This is a genomic window from Paenibacillus senegalimassiliensis, from assembly GCF_001486585.1.
GTDB lineage: Bacteria > Bacillota > Bacilli > Paenibacillales > Paenibacillaceae > Fontibacillus > Fontibacillus senegalimassiliensis.
Map to the genome: position 1 here is coordinate 1,398,967 of NZ_LN909046.1, position 18,257 is coordinate 1,417,223.

General features: G+C 50.1%; 20 protein-coding genes. All 20 read right to left on the minus strand.

Annotation, left to right across the window (positions count from 1 at the left end; translation table 11 throughout):
- Positions 1 to 154: 154 nt before the first annotated feature.
- Positions 155 to 1,606, minus strand: a complete 1,452-nt coding sequence (gene proS, locus BN3279_RS20470) for a proline--tRNA ligase (RefSeq protein ID WP_059053482.1) — start codon at positions 1,604 to 1,606, stop codon at positions 155 to 157.
- A gap of 46 nt (positions 1,607 to 1,652) precedes the next feature.
- Complete coding sequence (rseP, locus tag BN3279_RS20475; RefSeq protein ID WP_059053484.1) at positions 1,653 to 2,927, minus strand: RIP metalloprotease RseP; 1,275 nt, start codon at positions 2,925 to 2,927, stop codon at positions 1,653 to 1,655.
- A 93-nt stretch (positions 2,928 to 3,020) separates the two neighbouring features.
- Entirely contained in the window at positions 3,021 to 4,160 is a 1,140-nt protein-coding gene (locus BN3279_RS20480; protein ID WP_059053486.1) for a 1-deoxy-D-xylulose-5-phosphate reductoisomerase, read from the minus strand.
- A 14-nt stretch (positions 4,161 to 4,174) separates the two neighbouring features.
- On the minus strand, positions 4,175 to 4,972 hold the full coding sequence (locus BN3279_RS20485) for a phosphatidate cytidylyltransferase (protein WP_059053488.1): 798 nt from the start codon (positions 4,970 to 4,972) through the stop codon (positions 4,175 to 4,177).
- Between the two features lie 18 nt (positions 4,973 to 4,990).
- Positions 4,991 to 5,758 (minus strand): isoprenyl transferase, encoded by a 768-nt coding sequence (locus BN3279_RS20490; RefSeq protein ID WP_059053490.1) that lies wholly within the window; start codon positions 5,756 to 5,758, stop codon positions 4,991 to 4,993.
- Between the two features lie 71 nt (positions 5,759 to 5,829).
- Positions 5,830 to 6,384 (minus strand): ribosome recycling factor, encoded by a 555-nt coding sequence (frr, locus tag BN3279_RS20495; RefSeq protein WP_059053492.1) that lies wholly within the window; start codon positions 6,382 to 6,384, stop codon positions 5,830 to 5,832.
- Positions 6,384 to 7,112 carry a UMP kinase gene (gene pyrH, locus BN3279_RS20500; protein ID WP_018750947.1) on the minus strand — a complete coding sequence of 243 codons (729 nt, stop codon included), beginning with the start codon at positions 7,110 to 7,112 and terminating at the stop codon, positions 6,384 to 6,386. The genes frr and pyrH overlap by 1 nt, the downstream gene beginning before the upstream one ends.
- Before the next feature lie 96 nt (positions 7,113 to 7,208).
- Positions 7,209 to 7,859 carry a translation elongation factor Ts gene (tsf, locus tag BN3279_RS20505; protein WP_059053493.1) on the minus strand — a complete coding sequence of 217 codons (651 nt, stop codon included), beginning with the start codon at positions 7,857 to 7,859 and terminating at the stop codon, positions 7,209 to 7,211.
- Positions 7,860 to 7,996: 137 nt separating this feature from the next.
- Complete coding sequence (gene rpsB, locus BN3279_RS20510) at positions 7,997 to 8,695, minus strand: 30S ribosomal protein S2 (protein ID WP_059053496.1); 699 nt, start codon at positions 8,693 to 8,695, stop codon at positions 7,997 to 7,999.
- Positions 8,696 to 9,110: 415 nt separating this feature from the next.
- The gene (locus BN3279_RS20515) at positions 9,111 to 9,695 is read right to left on the minus strand and encodes a hypothetical protein (RefSeq protein WP_059053497.1); all 585 of its coding nucleotides are present in this window, start codon (positions 9,693 to 9,695) and stop codon (positions 9,111 to 9,113) included.
- On the minus strand, positions 9,692 to 10,312 hold the full coding sequence (locus BN3279_RS20520) for a hypothetical protein (RefSeq protein ID WP_232436898.1): 621 nt from the start codon (positions 10,310 to 10,312) through the stop codon (positions 9,692 to 9,694). Before BN3279_RS20520 ends, BN3279_RS20515 begins: the two co-directional genes overlap by 4 nt.
- A gap of 54 nt (positions 10,313 to 10,366) precedes the next feature.
- Complete coding sequence (locus BN3279_RS20525) at positions 10,367 to 10,687, minus strand: hypothetical protein (RefSeq protein ID WP_059053501.1); 321 nt, start codon at positions 10,685 to 10,687, stop codon at positions 10,367 to 10,369.
- Between the two features lie 69 nt (positions 10,688 to 10,756).
- A complete protein-coding gene (locus tag BN3279_RS20530; protein ID WP_392396882.1) occupies positions 10,757 to 12,166 on the minus strand; it encodes a FapA family protein in 1,410 nt (469 codons plus the stop codon).
- 45 nt (positions 12,167 to 12,211) lie between these two features.
- Positions 12,212 to 13,000, minus strand: coding sequence for a FliA/WhiG family RNA polymerase sigma factor (locus tag BN3279_RS20535; protein WP_059053503.1), 789 nt, complete (start codon positions 12,998 to 13,000; stop codon positions 12,212 to 12,214).
- 15 nt (positions 13,001 to 13,015) lie between these two features.
- The gene (locus tag BN3279_RS20540) at positions 13,016 to 13,435 is read right to left on the minus strand and encodes a hypothetical protein (RefSeq protein WP_059053505.1); all 420 of its coding nucleotides are present in this window, start codon (positions 13,433 to 13,435) and stop codon (positions 13,016 to 13,018) included.
- 2 nt (positions 13,436 to 13,437) lie between these two features.
- Entirely contained in the window at positions 13,438 to 13,935 is a 498-nt protein-coding gene (locus BN3279_RS20545) for a chemotaxis protein CheD (RefSeq protein ID WP_059053507.1), read from the minus strand.
- Positions 13,925 to 14,554 (minus strand): chemotaxis protein CheC, encoded by a 630-nt coding sequence (locus BN3279_RS20550; protein WP_059053509.1) that lies wholly within the window; start codon positions 14,552 to 14,554, stop codon positions 13,925 to 13,927. Before BN3279_RS20550 ends, BN3279_RS20545 begins: the two co-directional genes overlap by 11 nt.
- A 4-nt stretch (positions 14,555 to 14,558) precedes the next feature.
- Positions 14,559 to 15,020, minus strand: a complete 462-nt coding sequence (locus BN3279_RS20555; protein ID WP_059053512.1) for a chemotaxis protein CheW — start codon at positions 15,018 to 15,020, stop codon at positions 14,559 to 14,561.
- Positions 15,021 to 15,053: 33 nt separating this feature from the next.
- Complete coding sequence (locus tag BN3279_RS20560) at positions 15,054 to 17,144, minus strand: chemotaxis protein CheA (RefSeq protein ID WP_059053514.1); 2,091 nt, start codon at positions 17,142 to 17,144, stop codon at positions 15,054 to 15,056.
- 28 nt (positions 17,145 to 17,172) lie between these two features.
- Positions 17,173 to 18,252, minus strand: a complete 1,080-nt coding sequence (locus BN3279_RS20565; RefSeq protein WP_059053516.1) for a protein-glutamate methylesterase/protein-glutamine glutaminase — start codon at positions 18,250 to 18,252, stop codon at positions 17,173 to 17,175.
- Positions 18,253 to 18,257 lie beyond the last annotated feature (5 nt).

Here is an 18,257-nt window from a genome sequence, read left to right on the forward strand (position 1 = left end):
ATAGTTCCAAACCTACAACAGAAAGAGGCTTCCGGCAGTGGCCAGCAGGCGCTAAAATCCTGCCGGTGCCAGTCTGCCGAAAGCCTTGGTGACTGCTTACGTTTGCCCGCACCTGAAGTTCCCCCAGGCTTCTACGGCCAAACAAGCTCATTTATTAATAGGCTCTGGCAAAAACAACCGTATGTTTCGCCTTTTCCCCGCAGACGAGACAAGTATGCTTCGTCGTTGCCGGCTTGAACGGAATGTTCCGGCTAGTTGCTCCCGTCTCTTCCTTAACCTGACGTTCGCAAGCCTCCGATCCGCACCATCCGGCTAAGGTAAAGCCACGTTTTTCTTCAATGCTCGCTTTCATTTCATCCAGCGTGTCTACGCTATAGAAGTGATCCTCACGGAAAGCCTTAGCCCGATCGTACATCTCCTGATGTACCTGCTCCAGCATAGTGGTAACCTCTTCAACCAATTGATCCTGCTGAATCACTTTCTTCTCTCCGCTAATACGCGAAGCCAGAACGCATACGCCGTTATCCATATCGCGTGGTCCAATCTCCAGACGTACTGGAACACCACGCATCTCATACTCATTAAACTTCCAACCTGGGCGGAAATCGGCACGATCATCAATTCCCACACGGATGCCTGCTTTCTTAAGCTGTGCAAACAGCTCGTCTGCTCTGCTTACAACGGCTTCCCATGTTTTTGGCGGTCCAATCGGAATGATCATCACCTGCTTCGGAGCCACCTTCGGTGGTAATGCCAGCCCGCGGTCATCTCCGTGCACCATAATCAGCGAACCGATCAAGCGTGTACTTACTCCCCAAGAAGTGGTATGTACATATTCCCGTACATTCTCACGGTTCAAATATTGAATATCAAACGCTGCAGCAAAATTGGTTCCCATATAATGCGAGGTTCCTGCCTGAACGGCACGGCCGTCTTTCATCATCGCTTCAATGGAGAATGTATCCACTGCACCGGCAAACTTCTCGGAAGGTGTCTTCTGTCCTTCAATTACCGGAATGGCCAGGTAGTTCTCTACGAAGTCGCGATACACTTCCAGCATCCGCATCGTTTCCTCGCGAGCATCCTGTTCATTTTCATGGGCGGTATGCCCTTCCTGCCACAAGAATTCACTGGTACGCAAGAACGGCAAGGTGCGCTTCTCCCAACGAACCACGTTGGCCCACTGGTTGATCAACACAGGCAGATCCCGGTAGGATTGAATCCATTTCTCATACATATGACCAACCATCGTTTCGGAGGTGGGACGAATCGCCAGACGTTCTTCCAGCTTCTCGCCCGCGGCTTCCGTCACCCAAGGCAGCTCGGGGTTAAAGCCTTCCACATGCTCCTTTTCCTTCTGAAAAAAGCTCTCCGGAATGAATAGCGGGAAATAAGCATTGCGATGGCCCGTTTCCTTGAAGCGGCGATCCAGTTCCGCTTGCATATGCTCCCAAATTTCATAGCCGTCCGGCTTGAATACGATACATCCGCGAACCGGAGAATAGTCCATCAAGTCCGCTTTCTTGATTACATCGATATACCAGCGGGAGAAATCCTCCCCTTGGGGGGTAATCTCCGTAACGAATTGTTTCTCCTCTTTTGCCATAAGAACCTTTTTCCTCCCGTAAATAGAACAAGTTTTTAAAAATACATCAGCCTTGAATCAGCCGTAAAATATCATTGTAGGTTACCGCAATCATCAGCAGGAACAACATCGCAAAGCCGATAAAATGTACCATGCCTTCGCGGTTGGGGTCAATCGGCTTGCCCCGCAGCGCTTCGACGCCCAGGAAGATCAATCTGCTCCCGTCGAGCGCCGGAATCGGCAACAGGTTGAAGATCCCGAGATACAAGCTCAGAATAGCTGCCCAGTAGGTAAGTTGTGCAATACCTTGCTTGGCAATTTGCCCGGTTACTTCAAAAGTGCGGACCGGTCCACCCAAATCATCCATTGAGAATTGGTTAATCAGTTGCTTGAAGCCAAGGAAAATGGCCTTGGTGGTATGAACCATACTTTGCCCGGCCACCTGGAACGTTTCTCCAAATGAAGCACTACGTGTCGGGAAGACGGTAACAATGGTACTGCCGATTTTGCCGTCCTCATTACTTGCCCCTTGTGGCGTAATCGTCACACGAACAGTGGCTCCGTCACGGTTGACCGTCCACTCCATCGGTTGGTTCTTGGATGCCTGAATCATCTCAATCATTTTGTTAGCATCCGTACCCACCGCCTGACCATTAATAGTCTCTATGATGTCTCCGGCTTGCAGTCCTACTTCCTCTGCTGGCATTCCCTTCATCACTTCACCGATTTGCAAATGGGTAGGTTGCTCCAGGGGAATTCCGGCCATTTGAATATGCAAGGCAAACAGCACGAAGGCCAAAATAAAGTTCATCAGCGGTCCCGCAAAGATAGAAAGAGCGCGTTGTCCGACCGTCTTGCTGCCATATTGCCGATCTCTCGGAGCAATCTGTGTCTCCCGGCCCTTGGTAACCATCATCGCCTGCGGATGAACGGGGTAGCTAAGGACTTCCCCATCCACATCCATGCGGACCGTCAGGTCATCCTCAAGGTCAATATGCTGCACCTCTCCGCGAATCACATTTTTGCGGCTGTCCAGGCGGTCCAGATAAATTTTCTGTACCTTACCCTGCTCCAGACGAAGCGCAATCGTCTGACCCTCGGCAATCTGAACCAGTTCAGGGTCTTCGCCTGCCATTCTGGCATAACCTCCGAAAGGCAGCAGACGCAAAGTAAACTGCGTTTCATCCCGCTTGAAGGACAACAACTTCGGACCAAAACCGATAGCAAACTCCCGCACCAAAATACCGGCACGCTTCGCAAAGAAATAATGTCCCCATTCATGCACCGTAACGATGACAAAAAACATGAGCACCGTTAAAAATATGATTCTTAGTAATTCCAAGCGTAAGCATCCTCCTTTTTGGCCACGGATCGTCCAGGCATCTATTTCAATTAATATATTCCCCGACCAGGCACAAGAGAATACTGTGAACGCCTACAGAGTCTCGGCCAGCGCTCTTGCCCAGCGGTCAGCATCACGAATCGTTTCCAAATCTGGACTAGACTGCACGTCATGCCGGGACAAAGCCTTCTCTATGATCGTTTCTATTTCCAGAAATGAAATGCTTCCACTAAGAAAGCGGGCGACAGCCACTTCATTAGCCGCATTATAAACACTGGTTGCTGTACCACCTATTTTACCACATTCATAGGCCAGTCTTAAACACGGGAAACGTTCGAAATCCATCTCGCGAAAATGTAGCTTCCCCACCTCTGCCAGCGAGAGCCGACGGGCCTGTGAAGTCCAGCGATGAGGATACGATAAAGCATATTGGATCGGAACGCGCATATCCGGTGTACCCAATTGGGCAATGACGCTGCCGTCACGATACTCAACGAAAGAGTGGATGATGCTCTCCGGATGCAGTAATACTCCAATTTTCTCAAAGGGAAGATCAAAGAGCCAACGGGCCTCGATCACTTCCAATCCTTTGTTGACCATCGTGGCCGAGTCGATCGTAACCTTCGCCCCCATCGACCAGTTAGGATGCTTAAGTGCATCTTCCACGGTTACATGCCGCAGTTGTTCACGCGTCAGATCGCGGAAGGAGCCGCCTGAAGCCGTTAGCGTAATTTGCTCTACTTCTTCCGTTCTCTCTCCGTTCAGGCACTGAAAAATAGCGGAATGCTCGCTATCGACCGGCAACAGAGCCACTCCCTTTTGCTTGGCGCGCTCTGTGACCAGGTGCCCCGCAGTAACCAGCGTTTCTTTGTTGGCCAGAGCGATATGCTTGCCTTCTTCAATCGCGGCCAATGTTGCTGGCAACCCTGCACTGCCGACAATCGCCGTTACCACAGTATCCGCATCCGTACCGGCAGCAACCTCAATGAGTCCCTGCTCGCCATAGTACAGTTCCACATGCTCAGGAAGTTGTAGACGTACCCGTTCAGCGAGCTCCTTAGTTGCCACCGAAGCTTTCTTCGGCCCAAATTCATGAACCTGCTGGACGAACAAATCGATATTGGTGCCTGCCGCCATCCCCTCCAGACAGAAGCTTTCAGGATGGGCACGTAAAACATCCAATGTCTGCGTACCAATCGATCCCGTTGAGCCGATCAACGCTATTTTCTTCATTTCACACCTCGTAGTTAAACGTAATATAGAAGGATATGTATAAACGGGAACACCGCGATCCAGCTATCACACCGATCCAAAATCCCGCCATGGCCCGGCAGCAGCTTCCCCGAATCCTTAATACCATACACTCGCTTGTAGGCCGACTGAATGAGATCACCGAACTGTCCCACCACCGCAGCCGAAGCGCCAAGCAAGACAGCAAGTCCTACCGTAAGCAAGCCGTCAGAGGCCAAAGCAAACAAAACGGCAACACCGATTGCCATCACGACGCCCCCAAGGGCTCCTTCCACAGTCTTATTCGGGCTGATGACTGGCCAAAGTTTATGACGACCAAAACGGCGTCCGGTAAAATAAGCTCCGGCATCACTGCTCCAAATTGCCGCCAGCATCAGCAAGGTCCAGAAAAGTCCGTTGCCGTCAGAGGTACTGCGCATTTCCGCCATCGATGAAAACCCAACCCCGATGTACACTACGCCCAGGTATAACAACGCCATTTGACCGATGGGTTGTTCATTTTTTGAAATAACCGTAACAGCCAAGAACAACAGCATAAACAGCCACAGTGCCGCGTACGCGTCAAGCGGTCTGGCAATGCCAAGCAGTTCCCACGGGAAGACCAGGTACAATATGCCAAGGTAGCCCAAAATAGCACTACCCCCAAAGGCAGGCAGCTTGGTCATACGGACAAATTCATAAAACCCGATCAAAGCCATAAGCAAGACAAGTACGTGGTAGGTCAATCCGCCCAACCAGCATATTCCTAAAAAAAAGCCACCGGCGACAATGCCCGTAATTAACCGCTGTTTCACCAGTCCACACCTTCCTCGCTAGGTTAGTCCACCATATCTCCGTGTGCGGCGCTGATATTCCGCTACGGCTTCAATCAAATGTTCCTTCCCGAAATCGGGCCAGTAAATTTCCGTAAACCACAGTTCGCTATAAGCGGTTTGCCACAGCATAAAGTTGCTCAGTCTCAGCTCTCCACTCGTCCGGATCAATAAATCCGGCTCCGGAAGTTCTGCTGACAAGAGCCCAGCCTGAATCGTATCGGCCGTGATCTCCTCGACAGACATTTCCCCGGATTGCACCCTTCTGGCAATATCTTTTACGCTCTCCGTAATTTCACGGCGGCTCCCGTAATTCAAGGCAAAATTTAAAATAAGACCTGTATTATTTTTCGTCCGTTCAATGGCTTCTTCCATTGCGGTTAGCGTATGCCGGGGCAATTCTTCCGTATGTCCCATCATACGTACCTGGACGTTTTTTTCGACCAATTCATCAAGCTCAACTGCAAGAAACTCCTGAGGGAGCGACATCAAAAAATCAACTTCATCCTTAGGCCTCTTCCAATTCTCGGTTGAGAAAGCATACAGCGTTAACACAGAAATACCAAGTTCATCCGCGGCAATCGTTGCCCTCTTCACGGCTTTCATCCCTGACCGATGACCAACAATACGCGGCAAACCTAGCCTGCGCGCCCAACGTCCGTTGCCGTCCATAATGATCGCAACATGCTCGGGGATATTATCCGGGGATAGCAAGGCGGTTGTGGGATGCTTTTTCTTTTTCCACCAGGGTTGAAATAACTTGATCATTCCTTTTCCTCCAGCCGGGTGATGAAAAAGAGACAAACCCCACCGTAATAGGAGGGGCCGCTTTATGTCTCTTAAACTTCCATGATCTCTTTCTCTTTCGCAGCTAGGACCTTATCCACTTCCGCGATAAATTTATCCGTCGTTTTTTGAATGTCTTCCTGGTGGCGGCGTGACTCATCTTCCGAAATATCCGTTTTTTCCAACTTCTTAATATCATCGTTGGCATCGCGACGGATATTGCGGATAGCCACCTTCGCTTCTTCGCCAAATTTCTTGGTCAGCTTAACCAGTTCAACCCGACGTTCTTCGGTTAGAGGCGGAATGCTCAGGCGAATCAGCGACCCGTCATTAGCAGGGGTCAAGCCCAAGTCCGACTTCTGAATCGCTCTTTCGATCTCAGACAAGGATGATTTATCCCAAGGCTGGATCATCAAGGTCCGAGAATCCGGTGTATTGATGTTAGCTAGTTGATTAATTGGGGTCGGCGATCCGTAATAGTCCACATGAACCCGGTCCAGCAACGAAGGAGCGGCTCTTCCGGCACGTAATGTCGCCAGTTCTCTCTTCAAGGCTTGAATCGCTTTGTCCATCCGTTCTTCCGCATGTTTCTTAATCGCTTGCGGCATTAATCTACACTCCCTTTGACGATCGTCCCGATTCTTTCACCGAGAACGACGCGCTTAATGTTCCCTTGCTCGGTTATCGCAAAAACGATCAGTGGGATGTCATTGTCCATACACAGCGAGGACGCTGTTGAGTCCATGACACCCAGGTTCTTGTTCAGCACTTCCATATACGTCAATGTCTCATACTTCACAGCACTTGAATCAACGAACGGATCTGCGGAGTAAACGCCATCCACTTTGTTCTTGGCCATGAGAATGACCTCTGCTTCGATCTCCGCGGCGCGAAGAGCTGCCGTTGTATCGGTAGAGAAGAATGGATTCCCCGTACCCGCTGCAAAGATAACAACCCGGCCTTTCTCCAAGTGACGAATGGCGCGGCGGCGAATGTAAGGCTCCGCAATCTGCTGCATAGCAATGGAAGTTTGCACTCGCGTAGGCACTTCAATTTGCTCCAATGCATCCTGAAGGGCCAAAGAGTTCATTACCGTGGCAAGCATGCCCATATAATCGGCTGTCGCCCGGTCGATACCCTTGGCGCTGCCAGCAATGCCCCGCCAGATATTGCCGCCTCCGCAAACGATGGCCACCTGCACGCCAAGCTCCACCACTTCCTTCACTTGCTCGGCAATAGAGGCGATAGTATCCGCATCAATACCATAACCATTTTGACCCGCCAGTGACTCGCCACTGACCTTCAATACAACACGTTTAAACACTGGCTGTTTCAAATGTATACCTCCACCATGAACTCATTCACAGGTTAAAAAAGAAGGAACACCGCGTGTTCCAACTTTCCTACCCTCTATGGATGGTTTGCTTTATGCTTATCTCTTCACCTGAGACATAACTTCTTCTACGAAGTTGTCCACTTTTTTCTCCAGACCTTCACCAAGTTCATAGCGAACAAAGCGACGGATGGAAATGTTCTCACCGATCGTGCTGATTTTTTCATTCAGCAATTGGGAGATCGTTTTGTCTGGGTCTTTAACGAAGGATTGTTCCAACAAGCAATACTCTTCATAGTATTTACCAATGCGGCCTTCGACCATTTTCTCAACGATTTTTTCTGGTTTGCCTTCGTTCAAAGCTTGAGCCTTCAAGATTTCTTTTTCCTTCTCAATCGCATCGTTTGGAACTTCCTCACGACGTACATAAAGAGGACTCAAAGCCGCAATATGCATGGCGACATCACGAGCAAAATCTTTGAATTGATCGGTTTTAGCTACGAAGTCAGTTTCACAGTTGATTTCCACGAGAACGCCAATCCGGCCGCCAGCGTGAATGTAAGATTCAACAACGCCTTCTGTAGCAATACGTCCTGCTTTGTTAGCAGCGGCAGCAAGGCCTTTTTCCCGAAGCAATTCAGCCGCTTTGGTCAAATCACCATTTGCTTCCTCAAGTGCTTTTTTACAATCCAACATGCCTGCACCTGTTTTTTCACGTAGCTCTTTAACCGCTTTTGCATCTACTGCCATGTTTATATTCCCTCCATATCGATATATAGGGTGATTCCCTTAAAATCTAAAACCTTCACACTTTAAAAAAAGGGCAGTGAGAGGTTTGTCACCTTCCAACCACCCTTTCATTTTAATTTATCGGATTAGTCAGGCCATTAGGCCGTTGTTTGCTCGCCTTGGTGAGCTTCGATCACGGCGTCTGCCATCTTACCAGTCAACAGTTTTACGGCGCGGATAGCGTCGTCGTTACCTGGGATAACATAGTCGATTTCGTCCGGATCGCAGTTCGTATCAACAATACCTACGATTGGGATACCCAATTTGCGGGCTTCTGCTACCGCAATACGCTCTTTGCGTGGATCAATGATGAACAAGGCACTTGGCAGGCCTTTCATGTTCTTGATTCCGCCCAAGAACTTCTCAAGACGATCTTTTTCTTTGCGAAGAATGATAACTTCTTTCTTCGGCAATACAGCGAATGTACCGTCCTCTTCCCAAGCTTCCAGCTTCTTCAAACGGTCGATCCGTTTTTGGATTGTTTGGAAGTTTGTCAGAGTACCACCGAGCCAGCGTTGGTTGATGTAGAACTGACCAGCACGCTCAGCTTCTTCCTTAACGGAATCTTGAGCTTGCTTCTTCGTGCCCACGAACAGAATGGTACCATTCTCTTCTGCGATGCTCTTAACGAAGTTATAAGCCTCTTCTACTTTCTTGACCGTTTTTTGCAGGTCGATAATGTAAATGCCGTTTCTTTCAGTGAAGATATAACGATCCATTTTCGGGTTCCAACGACGAGTTTGGTGACCGAAGTGCACACCTGCTTCAAGCAGTTGTTTCATGGAGATTACTGCCATCTTCACGCACCTCCTAAGTTTGGTTTTTTGTTTTGATGCTTCCTCTGGAGATTTCATTTCCCGGCAGGACTCCTTGTCAAATCAAGTGAGCACCCCTGACGAAATCGATCTCCATGCGTTATAACACCGTCATTTAATATACCATAAGTGAAAAACGGATGCAACCGAAGTTTCTTCATCCGCTGAAATGAAAAAAAGGCACTATAAAGCGCCCTTCTGCCATATGTCATTCTAGAGGTAGTTCAAAAAGTCGTCTTCCCAGGACGGGGTTGTTCAAGGAGTAGAATCGACATCGAATCTTGAATTCAGCCGGGCCTTCCGTTGCTCACGTAGATCTATCTACGCTCCGCTACTCAGTCCCTAGCTTTATCCAACCTTCTCGGTCCTGTAAACCCAACTTTTTGAACTCGCACTCCTAGTTATTTCGCGTGGAAATCTTCTTAATGATAGAGTCAAACTCTTCTCCGACATAGAATTTGTATGTGCCCGCACGAACCTTGTAGTTGATCTTCCTGGCTACCGCAGCCTCTACAAACTTATCCTTGTCCTCAATCACTCCGGCCTGTAGCAAACCGTTGGCTACACCCTCCAGGGTCGTTCCACCGGCAATTTTGTATTCCACTTCGACCGCAGCCTGATCCTCTGCAGGTTGACCTGCATTCCCCGCTGAATCTTCCCCCTGTACTTCAGGCTGCTGCGGAGTATCAGGATCTGTTGGTTGATTCATATCAGGAATTACCGGCGTCTCAAGATCACCTTGCTCCTGGTCTTCCAAAGCAGGTACATCCTCATTAACCCGTTCCTGCCACTGCTCTTCAGTCAGCAATTCCTCGTCCAATTCAGAGACTCTCAGTCCCGCGCGTTCCGCAGCCTGCTGAATTTGCTCTCTGGTATGTAACTGTCCGCCCATATTCTGGCCGATCAGCATAAGCTGCAGCAACAAGGCTCCGACAATAAGTCCGCAGCCCAAGCCAAACATGAAATGGCGATTCTTTATCATGGGGACTCCTCCTTCCGGGCCAATTGCAAAATCAACTGCACTTCGCCTCGTTGAAGTCCCACCGTCTTGGCAATCATGTCCATCGATTTTCCTTGGGCATACAAATCAAATAATTCGGGATAACGATCCCGTACATGCTCCTCCTGAGGCTCCTCTTCCACCAATAGGACGGGCTCTGGTTGCACCTCAGCCGCTGGAGGTTCTAGAGGCTCGATAGCCGCAGCCACGAGTGGTTGTGCTTGCTCGGCTATAACCTCTGTGACAGCAACTTCATGTTGCTGCATTCCTGATTCCAACGCCAGAATTCGAGAATCACTCTGACGTGTGAGCATCTCCACTTCTCCCAGGCGCTGACGAAGCTCAACCATAAGCTCCTGCTGAGCCAATTGCTTGCCCGCAAAATCTTGCTTCATTTGGGCAACCATACCGATCAACTCTTCATTTTCCTTCTCGATATCCGCCATATATTGCTCAAGCGTAGCTTCCATCTCTCTGGCCGCATCCACTTTGGAGCTCTCGGCGACTTGACGCTTGGGAAGCAGCAAGGCATATACCAGCGCTGCAACCCCAAGCAATACTATGAAAACCCAAGGAGCTTCAAACAATGCAATCCTCACCTTTTGCTGTTGAATTTACCACAAGTCAAGGTAGCACTCAGGTTGCACGGAATGCTACCAAGACAAGTCGATGTGTTTTCCTTTGTAAGGGTGTTCCGCCATGTGTTCCCGTTCTTCCTCTTCGGCGCTGTCCTCGGAACGTGCTTCCTCTTGCTCTGGTGAGCCGGAGCCATTCCCTTCCCGTCGCACGTTCAGGTTATGGGCACTCTCGTCCACGCCAGCACTGCGTTGACGTTCTAATTCGCTGTCCTTAACCGTTTGGCCTGACAGCAAGCTTTGATCCAGAATCGGCCGATGTTGCTGATCTTGCTGAACACGTCCGGCATCACCTGTCCGGGGGACTGCGATTTGCATCTCTACGGATTTCATATTCATGGGATCACCTCATCTTAGTGAAAGGCTTGAATAGCTCGCATTGGGAATTCAAATCCGCTCAAAACCGATCTAGATGTAAGCCGACATGGAGATATCACCTTCACTATAGTAGAAGGACATATGAGATACGGGGTCTTTAATATATTTGGTATAACGTCCTATTACGATTTTGGAGCCGCCATAGATCATCTTGAACACATCTACCCTTGCTCTCCCTGTATCTTCAAGCGCTTTCTCAATAGAAAGCATTCGCTCCTTCATCAGGTTCATCTCTTGGGTGCTCGCTTTCTTGGTCATGCTCAGCTTGGAACGCATCTCGACCTTATCCGGGGTTAATCTTCCCATAGAAGCAAGCTGGTTCAGTAACGTAAGCGCCTTCTCTGTTTTGTCCAGATTGGCCATTTGCTCCTTAAGCTGCTGGCGAAGCTCCTGCAATTCATTACGAAGTTCAGGAAGAACGCCTACTTCAATCGTCGTCGTCGTCGACATCGGATTGCCAATAATGCGTGCTATTACTTTCTCTCCCGCCTGAAGGTTGCCCCCGACGATCAAGCCTTTAGCTCCACTACATATAATGTCCCGTCCGGCGCGAATGTTGGAGTGCATAATGCTTTGCGAGACAATGACATCTTCTCCCGCCTGAACGTTTCCGTCCTGGATGAATGAGCTCTTGACATTTTGACCCGCTTTGACCAAACCTTTGTTGTAACCGATAATACCACCCGAAATTTCGATGGAGCCATCCGCGAACAACTCGGCCCCTTCAACTCCACCAACAACGCGAATGTCTCCCGCCGCTGTAATTCTGAAGCCAGTTAGCACGTTGCCACGTACAACGACGGTACCTACAAAATCAATATTTCCGCTGCTGTAGTCAACATCTCCGTTAATCTCATAAATGGGAAACACATTTAGGGCGCCTTTGTCCGTCCGAGTTACCAATCCATCAATAGCGGCATATAGTGCCGTTTGCTCCGGATTCATGACCACGTTCTTACCCACTTTAAAGTGGGCAGGCTTCCCCTCCCTGCATGGGATTGCTTCTCCGGTCACCGCAGTTCCGTTACGCCCTGGAACAGGGGGCACGAGTTCAGCGATAATCTGTCCTTTGCGGATGTTGTTCAGTCGAGTTACATCCTTTAGATCCACTGTCCCCTCGTCGTTCTCCGCAGGTTTATGCCGATTAGCATCATCAATGGCCACCGCATAACGAATCATGCCGTCTTCTCCATCAAATGGTTCCTGACCAATGGCAATCGGTGTTTTGCTGAAGAAGTACTCCCTAGGATTTGCTGAAAAACGCCGGACAATATCGTCCTGAATCCCGTGCTTGACCCCTTCCCCTTGCAAGAAACGAAGCAATTGATCTGCCGTACAGGAGAAATTATCCTCCTTCTTGGCAAATTGCAAGTAAGCAACGGTCTTATCATCATTCAGCGTTACGGTTAGCATTTGTTTCAAATCATCCAGAAGTTCCACGAAGTTGTTCCTCCTTCCATCCATTTGCTCGTTCACAATAACCCGTTAGTCTTCACGAAGCAGTAAATCTCGCTGCTTGTCCAAACTACAACGAAGCCTGAAAATCGCCTTGGAATGTAGCTGAGAAATACGCGAAGGAGAAAGTGACATCACTTCAGCGATTTCGCTTAGCGACAGATCCTCGTAGTATAGCAGAGAGATCACCATGCGTTCCTTTTCTGTTAATTTCTCGATGCCTTTCGTCAGCGAATCTCGTAGATAGAATTCTCTAACCTTATAATCCGGGTTTTTTGCTTTTTCGTCAACGAGTAAAGTAAGACGAGTCTCCGACTCTTCTTCACGAATCGGATCCTCCAGGGAACAAAGCGTCATGACGGCAACTTCTTGCAGCATGCCTTGGAACTCTTTCTCGCTGATATCTAAATAGGTACTCATCTCGGAGTCCGTAACAGAGCGGAGGTATTGCTGCTCCAGGTGCTGGTAGCCCTCCTCAATTCGCTTGGCTTTCTCTCTCACGGACCGGGGAACCCAATCCCCCTGCCGCAGGCCGTCCAAAATGGCTCCTCTGACCCGCCATGATGCATAGGTCTCGAACTGAAGTCCACGCTTGTAATCGAATTTTTCAACCGCATCGATCAGTCCCATAACCCCATTGCTGGCAAGATCATCCTTAGACACATTTTTGGGCAGACCAACGGCGAGACGTCCTGAAACGTAGTCGACAATATGAAGGTATTTCTCGATAAGTTGTTTCTTGGCCTCTAAATCGCCTTGTTCTTTCCACTGCTCCCATAGCTCGGCATAATTCAGAGTGGATGTCTTCCGCTCGCTCAATGGTCTTCACCCTCCTTATTGTTCTGTCAGGTGACGAACGATCTTAGCCAGCTCTTCCGGATCCTTGTCGTCAGGTGTCTTTACTAGTTTGGGCGGATTGAGTGGCGCAAATGGCGCATCCTCCGCCGAAGCCGGCTCCGGCTTCAACAAATCATTAAGCTCTTCACTTTCATCCGGGGTAGTCAGGTCCAGGTTACCACCCTTCCCTTCCTCGGATGCAAATTCATCCTCGCCCTCAAGGCTATTACCGCTGGGCATCTCCTTCAGAAAGCTAAGCATCCAGCCGCCGGCAAAGGCCAGCAGGAACCAGACCGCAAAGGATATTAATCCCCGGATAAAGCTGGTCATGAACAAATTGTTTCCCGCCGATGCGGCAAACGAAATCAGAAAACCGATAAAGCCCAATAAAAAGTAATATCGCAATTTTCCAGTCATGGCTACAATTCCTTTATCCCCATTTGTACACTTCGTACATATAACAACCCTGTCTCACTGTCCAGTTCAATCGTACGACCATAATTCCCGCCTGTATCCTCTCCCAGCAAAGGAATACCCAGTTCTTCCAGTTGAATCTTGCAGGATTCAACATTTCTCGGGCCGATTCGCATGGAATCTCCCCTCCCGGCAAAGGAGAACATCTGAGCCCCGCCGGCCATCTTCGCTACTACACGGCCAGGAACCGCGCCGATAGAAATTAATTTGTCGAACAACGCCGGAATAGCGGTATCTGCATATTTGGCAATGTTCAATGCCCCTTCCCTGGCAATGCTGGCAGAGGGAAGCATGACATGCGCCAGACCAGCCAGCTTGAGCTCTGGGTCAAACAATGTCAACCCGACGCATGAACCTAGCCCAGTTGTTCGTATCAACCCCTGCTGAGTAATGACACTTAACTCGGCCATGCCTACCTTAACGATGTGTTGCTCACCAATCATGATCAGTGGATACTCCAAGCGCCTCAAATATTTTAGCGAAGGAATCCGGATCAGGAATGAGGAAGAATTGTCCTTCCACCTCATGCTGTCCTTCAATAAATGTGGTATCAATCAGCAGGGCAGAATCCCCCATCTCTCCAAATTGCAGGAGCCCATAGCTTAGAATCGCTCCCGCCATATCCAGGGCAAGAGCCGGCACCGTAGGAGTCATCGACAGGGAAGTGAAATCGGCCAACGATGACAGATAAGAGCCTGCCAATATATTGCCGATCTCCGACAACGCCGACCATTCCATTTCCGAAAATTCACTGGAGCTTTCTACACTAATGCCTGCCAATCGCTGCAAGAGCTTCTTGCCCGCTTCCGGGCTCAGGATGAAAAACAAGTTACCCGGCGCATCCCCTTCCACACGGAAGAAGACGGCAAGCACGATATTCTCGGCTCCTCCAACGCGCTCAGCGATCACTTCGAACGGAAGCATCTGAACTTTCGGAACAGCCATATCGATGGGCTTGTCGAGCAGCTTGGAAAGCGCCGTAGCCGCGTTCCCGGCTCCGATATTGCCCACTTCCTTCAAAATGTCCATCTTGAATTCTTCAAATCCTTTGACCGGATCCATGGCTTTAGCCCTCTAGACTTTCCAACTGAATGATTTCCTTCCGGCTAAGCACTTCTGACAAATTCAACATCACGAGCAAGCGCTCTTCGGAAATACGAGCAACCCCATGCAAATATTTAGCCTTAATACCTCCTACCACATCTGGAGGTGAGTCAATCAGGTCGGAGTCCAAATCGATAACATCATTGGCCGAATCGACGATAAATCCAACTTCCAGCTCATCCGCCGATACGATGATGATCCGGGTCTGATCGGTATGCTCCACCTCTTCCAAGCCGAAGCGTCCGCGCAAGTCAATCACCGGAATGACCACACCGCGCAAATTGATGACCCCTTTGACAAAAGAGAATGTTTTGGGTACGCGGGTTATCGGCATCATCCGCTCGATGGTTTGTACGTTATCGACGTCAATCCCGTATTCCTCTTGCCCTAGTTTAAATACGATAACTTTTAATTCCTCTCCCATGTGGAAAACCTCCTTAAGAGTATATGAATCGTCTTATTTGATGAACGCGTTAGGATCAATGATAAGCGCAACCTGGCCATCGCCCAGAATGGTTGCCCCAGCAACTCCCTGCACCGCCGGCAAGTATTTGCCCAGGTTTTTGATGACGATTTCGCTTTGACCGATGAATTCCTCTACCGTCAATGCCGCCATTCTCTCACCCTTGCGGATGACAACAATCTCGGACTCCTCTTCCTCGTTCTCGGCGAAGCCAGGAGCACCAAAGAGTGCGGTGAGCGACATCAGCGGAATATGCGTATTGCGATAAGGAATCATGGTGTACCCATGAACCTCGCGGATTTGATCGCGCTTGATCAATCCGGTCTCTACAATAGAGGACAACGGAATTGCATATTTCTCCAGGCCCACCTTGACGAGCATGGCAGAAATAATGGACAAGGTCAGTGGCAGTTGCACTGAGAACTTCGTACCCTGTCCCAGCTTCGATTCAACAGACACAACACCGCTCAAGGATTCGATCTTCGACTTAACCACGTCAAGCCCAACACCACGTCCGGATATATCCGAAATGACCTCTGCTGTACTGAAACCGGCAGCGAACAGCAGCATGAATACCTGCTCATCGGACATCATCTTTCCTTCACCTTCGGTAACAACGCCATTCTTGATGGCCTTCTTCAGGATTCTCTCCCGGTCGATACCATGCCCGTCATCTTCTATTTCAATGAAGACATGATTGCCGCTATGGAAGGCACGCAATTGAACTGTACCTGTCTCGGGTTTGCCCGCAGCGATACGGTCTGCGGTAGATTCGACGCCATGGTCAACGGCATTGCGGAGTAAGTGCACGAGCGGATCACCGATTTCGTCGATAACGGTTCGGTCAAGCTCTGTTTCCGCCCCCACAATGACGAGATCAATTTTCTTATCCAGCGATTTCGCAAGGTCCCGTACCATCCGCGGGAACCGATTGAATACCGTGTCAATGGGCACCATCCGCAGCTTCAGTACGATATTCTGCAAGTCACTGCCAACACGGCTCATATGCTCTACCGTCTCTGTAAGGTCGCTACGCTTTACTTCCTCAGCCAGTTGTTCCAGTCTAGAGCGGTCAATCAGCAGCTCGCTAAGCAAATTCATGAGGACATCCAGGCGATCGATATCAACACGAATCGTCCGTGAAGGAGCAGGAGTTCCGCCCCCAGCCCGTGCACCGTTCTTCTGATTATGGTCCGCAGCAGTTGGTTCCGCCTTTTTGGCTGGTGCAGCATCAGTTGTCTTTTCGGCTACTGCCGGAGCCGTAACATCTGCGGTAGCTGCCGCTCCCATCGCTCCTGAAGCCAATTGCGACAAGGTCTCATGATCCAGCGCCGTGGCTTCAGCAGAAGCGATCTCCGACAGGTTCATAACCATGCTCTGAATCTCGGCAGCTTCTTTTTGGGTTATGTAATAGAGTGAGAAGTTGCGGTCAAACTTTTCTTGTTCAATATCCTGTACGGATGGAGAAGATTTCACAATCTCCCCGTAACGCTCTAGCAGGTCGAATACCAGGTACGCTCTGGCTGCCTTCAGTTGACAATCCTCACGAATCGCCACATCGATGTACATGACCTTATGACCTTCACCGATCGACTGCTCCAATACGGAATATTGGAACTCATCCAATTGAATGGCTGGAGTACCTGAACCACCTGCTGCAGATTCCGCTGGCTTGTCAGCCCCGGATTTGCCCCCGCCTTCGAAATCACCACGCACGATCGATTGCAATGAAGCCACGATGGCACTGACGTCCTCCTTGCCCTCACCGCCTTGCGTAATATCTTCGACCATTAATTGCAAGGCATCCAAGCTCTTGAACAGCGTGTCAAAAATGAACTCCTGCATTTTAAGCTTTTCGTTGCGCACCAGATCAAGTACATTCTCCATCTGATGCGTCAGCGAGGACAAATCCTCGAAGCCCATCGTAGCCGCCATCCCTTTCAGGGTATGGGCAGAACGGAAGATAACCTGGACAATGCTGATGTCATCAGGGTTACTCTCCAGCTCCAGCATTTTTTCATTTAATGATTGCAAATGATCGTTCGACTCATCGATAAACATGGATAAATATTGGTTCATGTCCATGGTGAGGCACCTCCTCCAAGAGATTCCGTTATTTCACAACTTGTACTAGCTTAGGACCGATATCATGCAGCGGCAAAACATGGCTGACGCAATTGAGTTCGATAGCCGAGCGCGGCATCCCGAACACCACACAGGTCTCTTCGCTCTCGGCCAGGGTGGAAGTCACGCCAGCATCATACAACTGCTTCATGACTTTCGCTCCGTCGCTGCCCATTCCGGTCAGCAGCACGGCATGCCGCTTTAATGCTTCAAGAGGAAGCAGCGATTCGTACAAGACGTCCACCGAAGGCCTGTGTCCGTTACGCGGCTCCTGCTCTGTAAGATGTATGCGATAACCGCCGCCAGGGCTGGGTATCACGTTCAGATGAAAGCCGCCCGGCGCAATGTAAGCCGTACCGCTGTGCAGCCTTTCACCCTGCTCCGCTTCCACTACGGTCAGCTCACTCAAGCTATTCAGCCGCTGAGCGAGGGACTTGGTGAAATTCGGGGGCATGTGCTGCACGATGACAATCGGTGCCGGGAAATCCCCCGGAATTTTCTCCAGGACGGCCTTCAAAGCTTTGGGGCCGCCCGTGGAAGTACCGATCGCGACCAGATCGGTGAAGCTCGTCCGCGGGCCGGCTCCTTGTGCCAGGCCGGCTGCTCCCGTCGTCGCCCGGCCTTTCGGCGCGACCGGGTCCACCGGCGCCCGCGCGGCCCGCCGCTCCTTCGCTGCCATCGCTACCCGCATCTGTTCGCGAAGCTCGCGCCCCACCTCTTCGATGTCATGCGAGCTGGTAGTAGCCGATGGCTTGCGGATGAAGTCGAAGGCGCCAAGCTCCAGCGCCATGATTGTCTCCCGCATACCCTGCTCATTGATGCCGGAGAGCATGATTACCGGCAAGGGATGCTCTTTCATAATTACTTTCAGCGCATCCAGGCCATTGAGCTCCGGCATTTCCACGTCCATGGTCACCAAATCCGGCTGAATGGCGGCGACTTGTTCAACCGCTTCCCGTCCATTCTTGGCAGTGGCCTCTACACGATAGGCCGGGTCCTGTTCGATGAGATCGGATATGATCTTACGCATAAACGCCGAATCATCAACGACCAACACTCGATAAGGCATTGCCC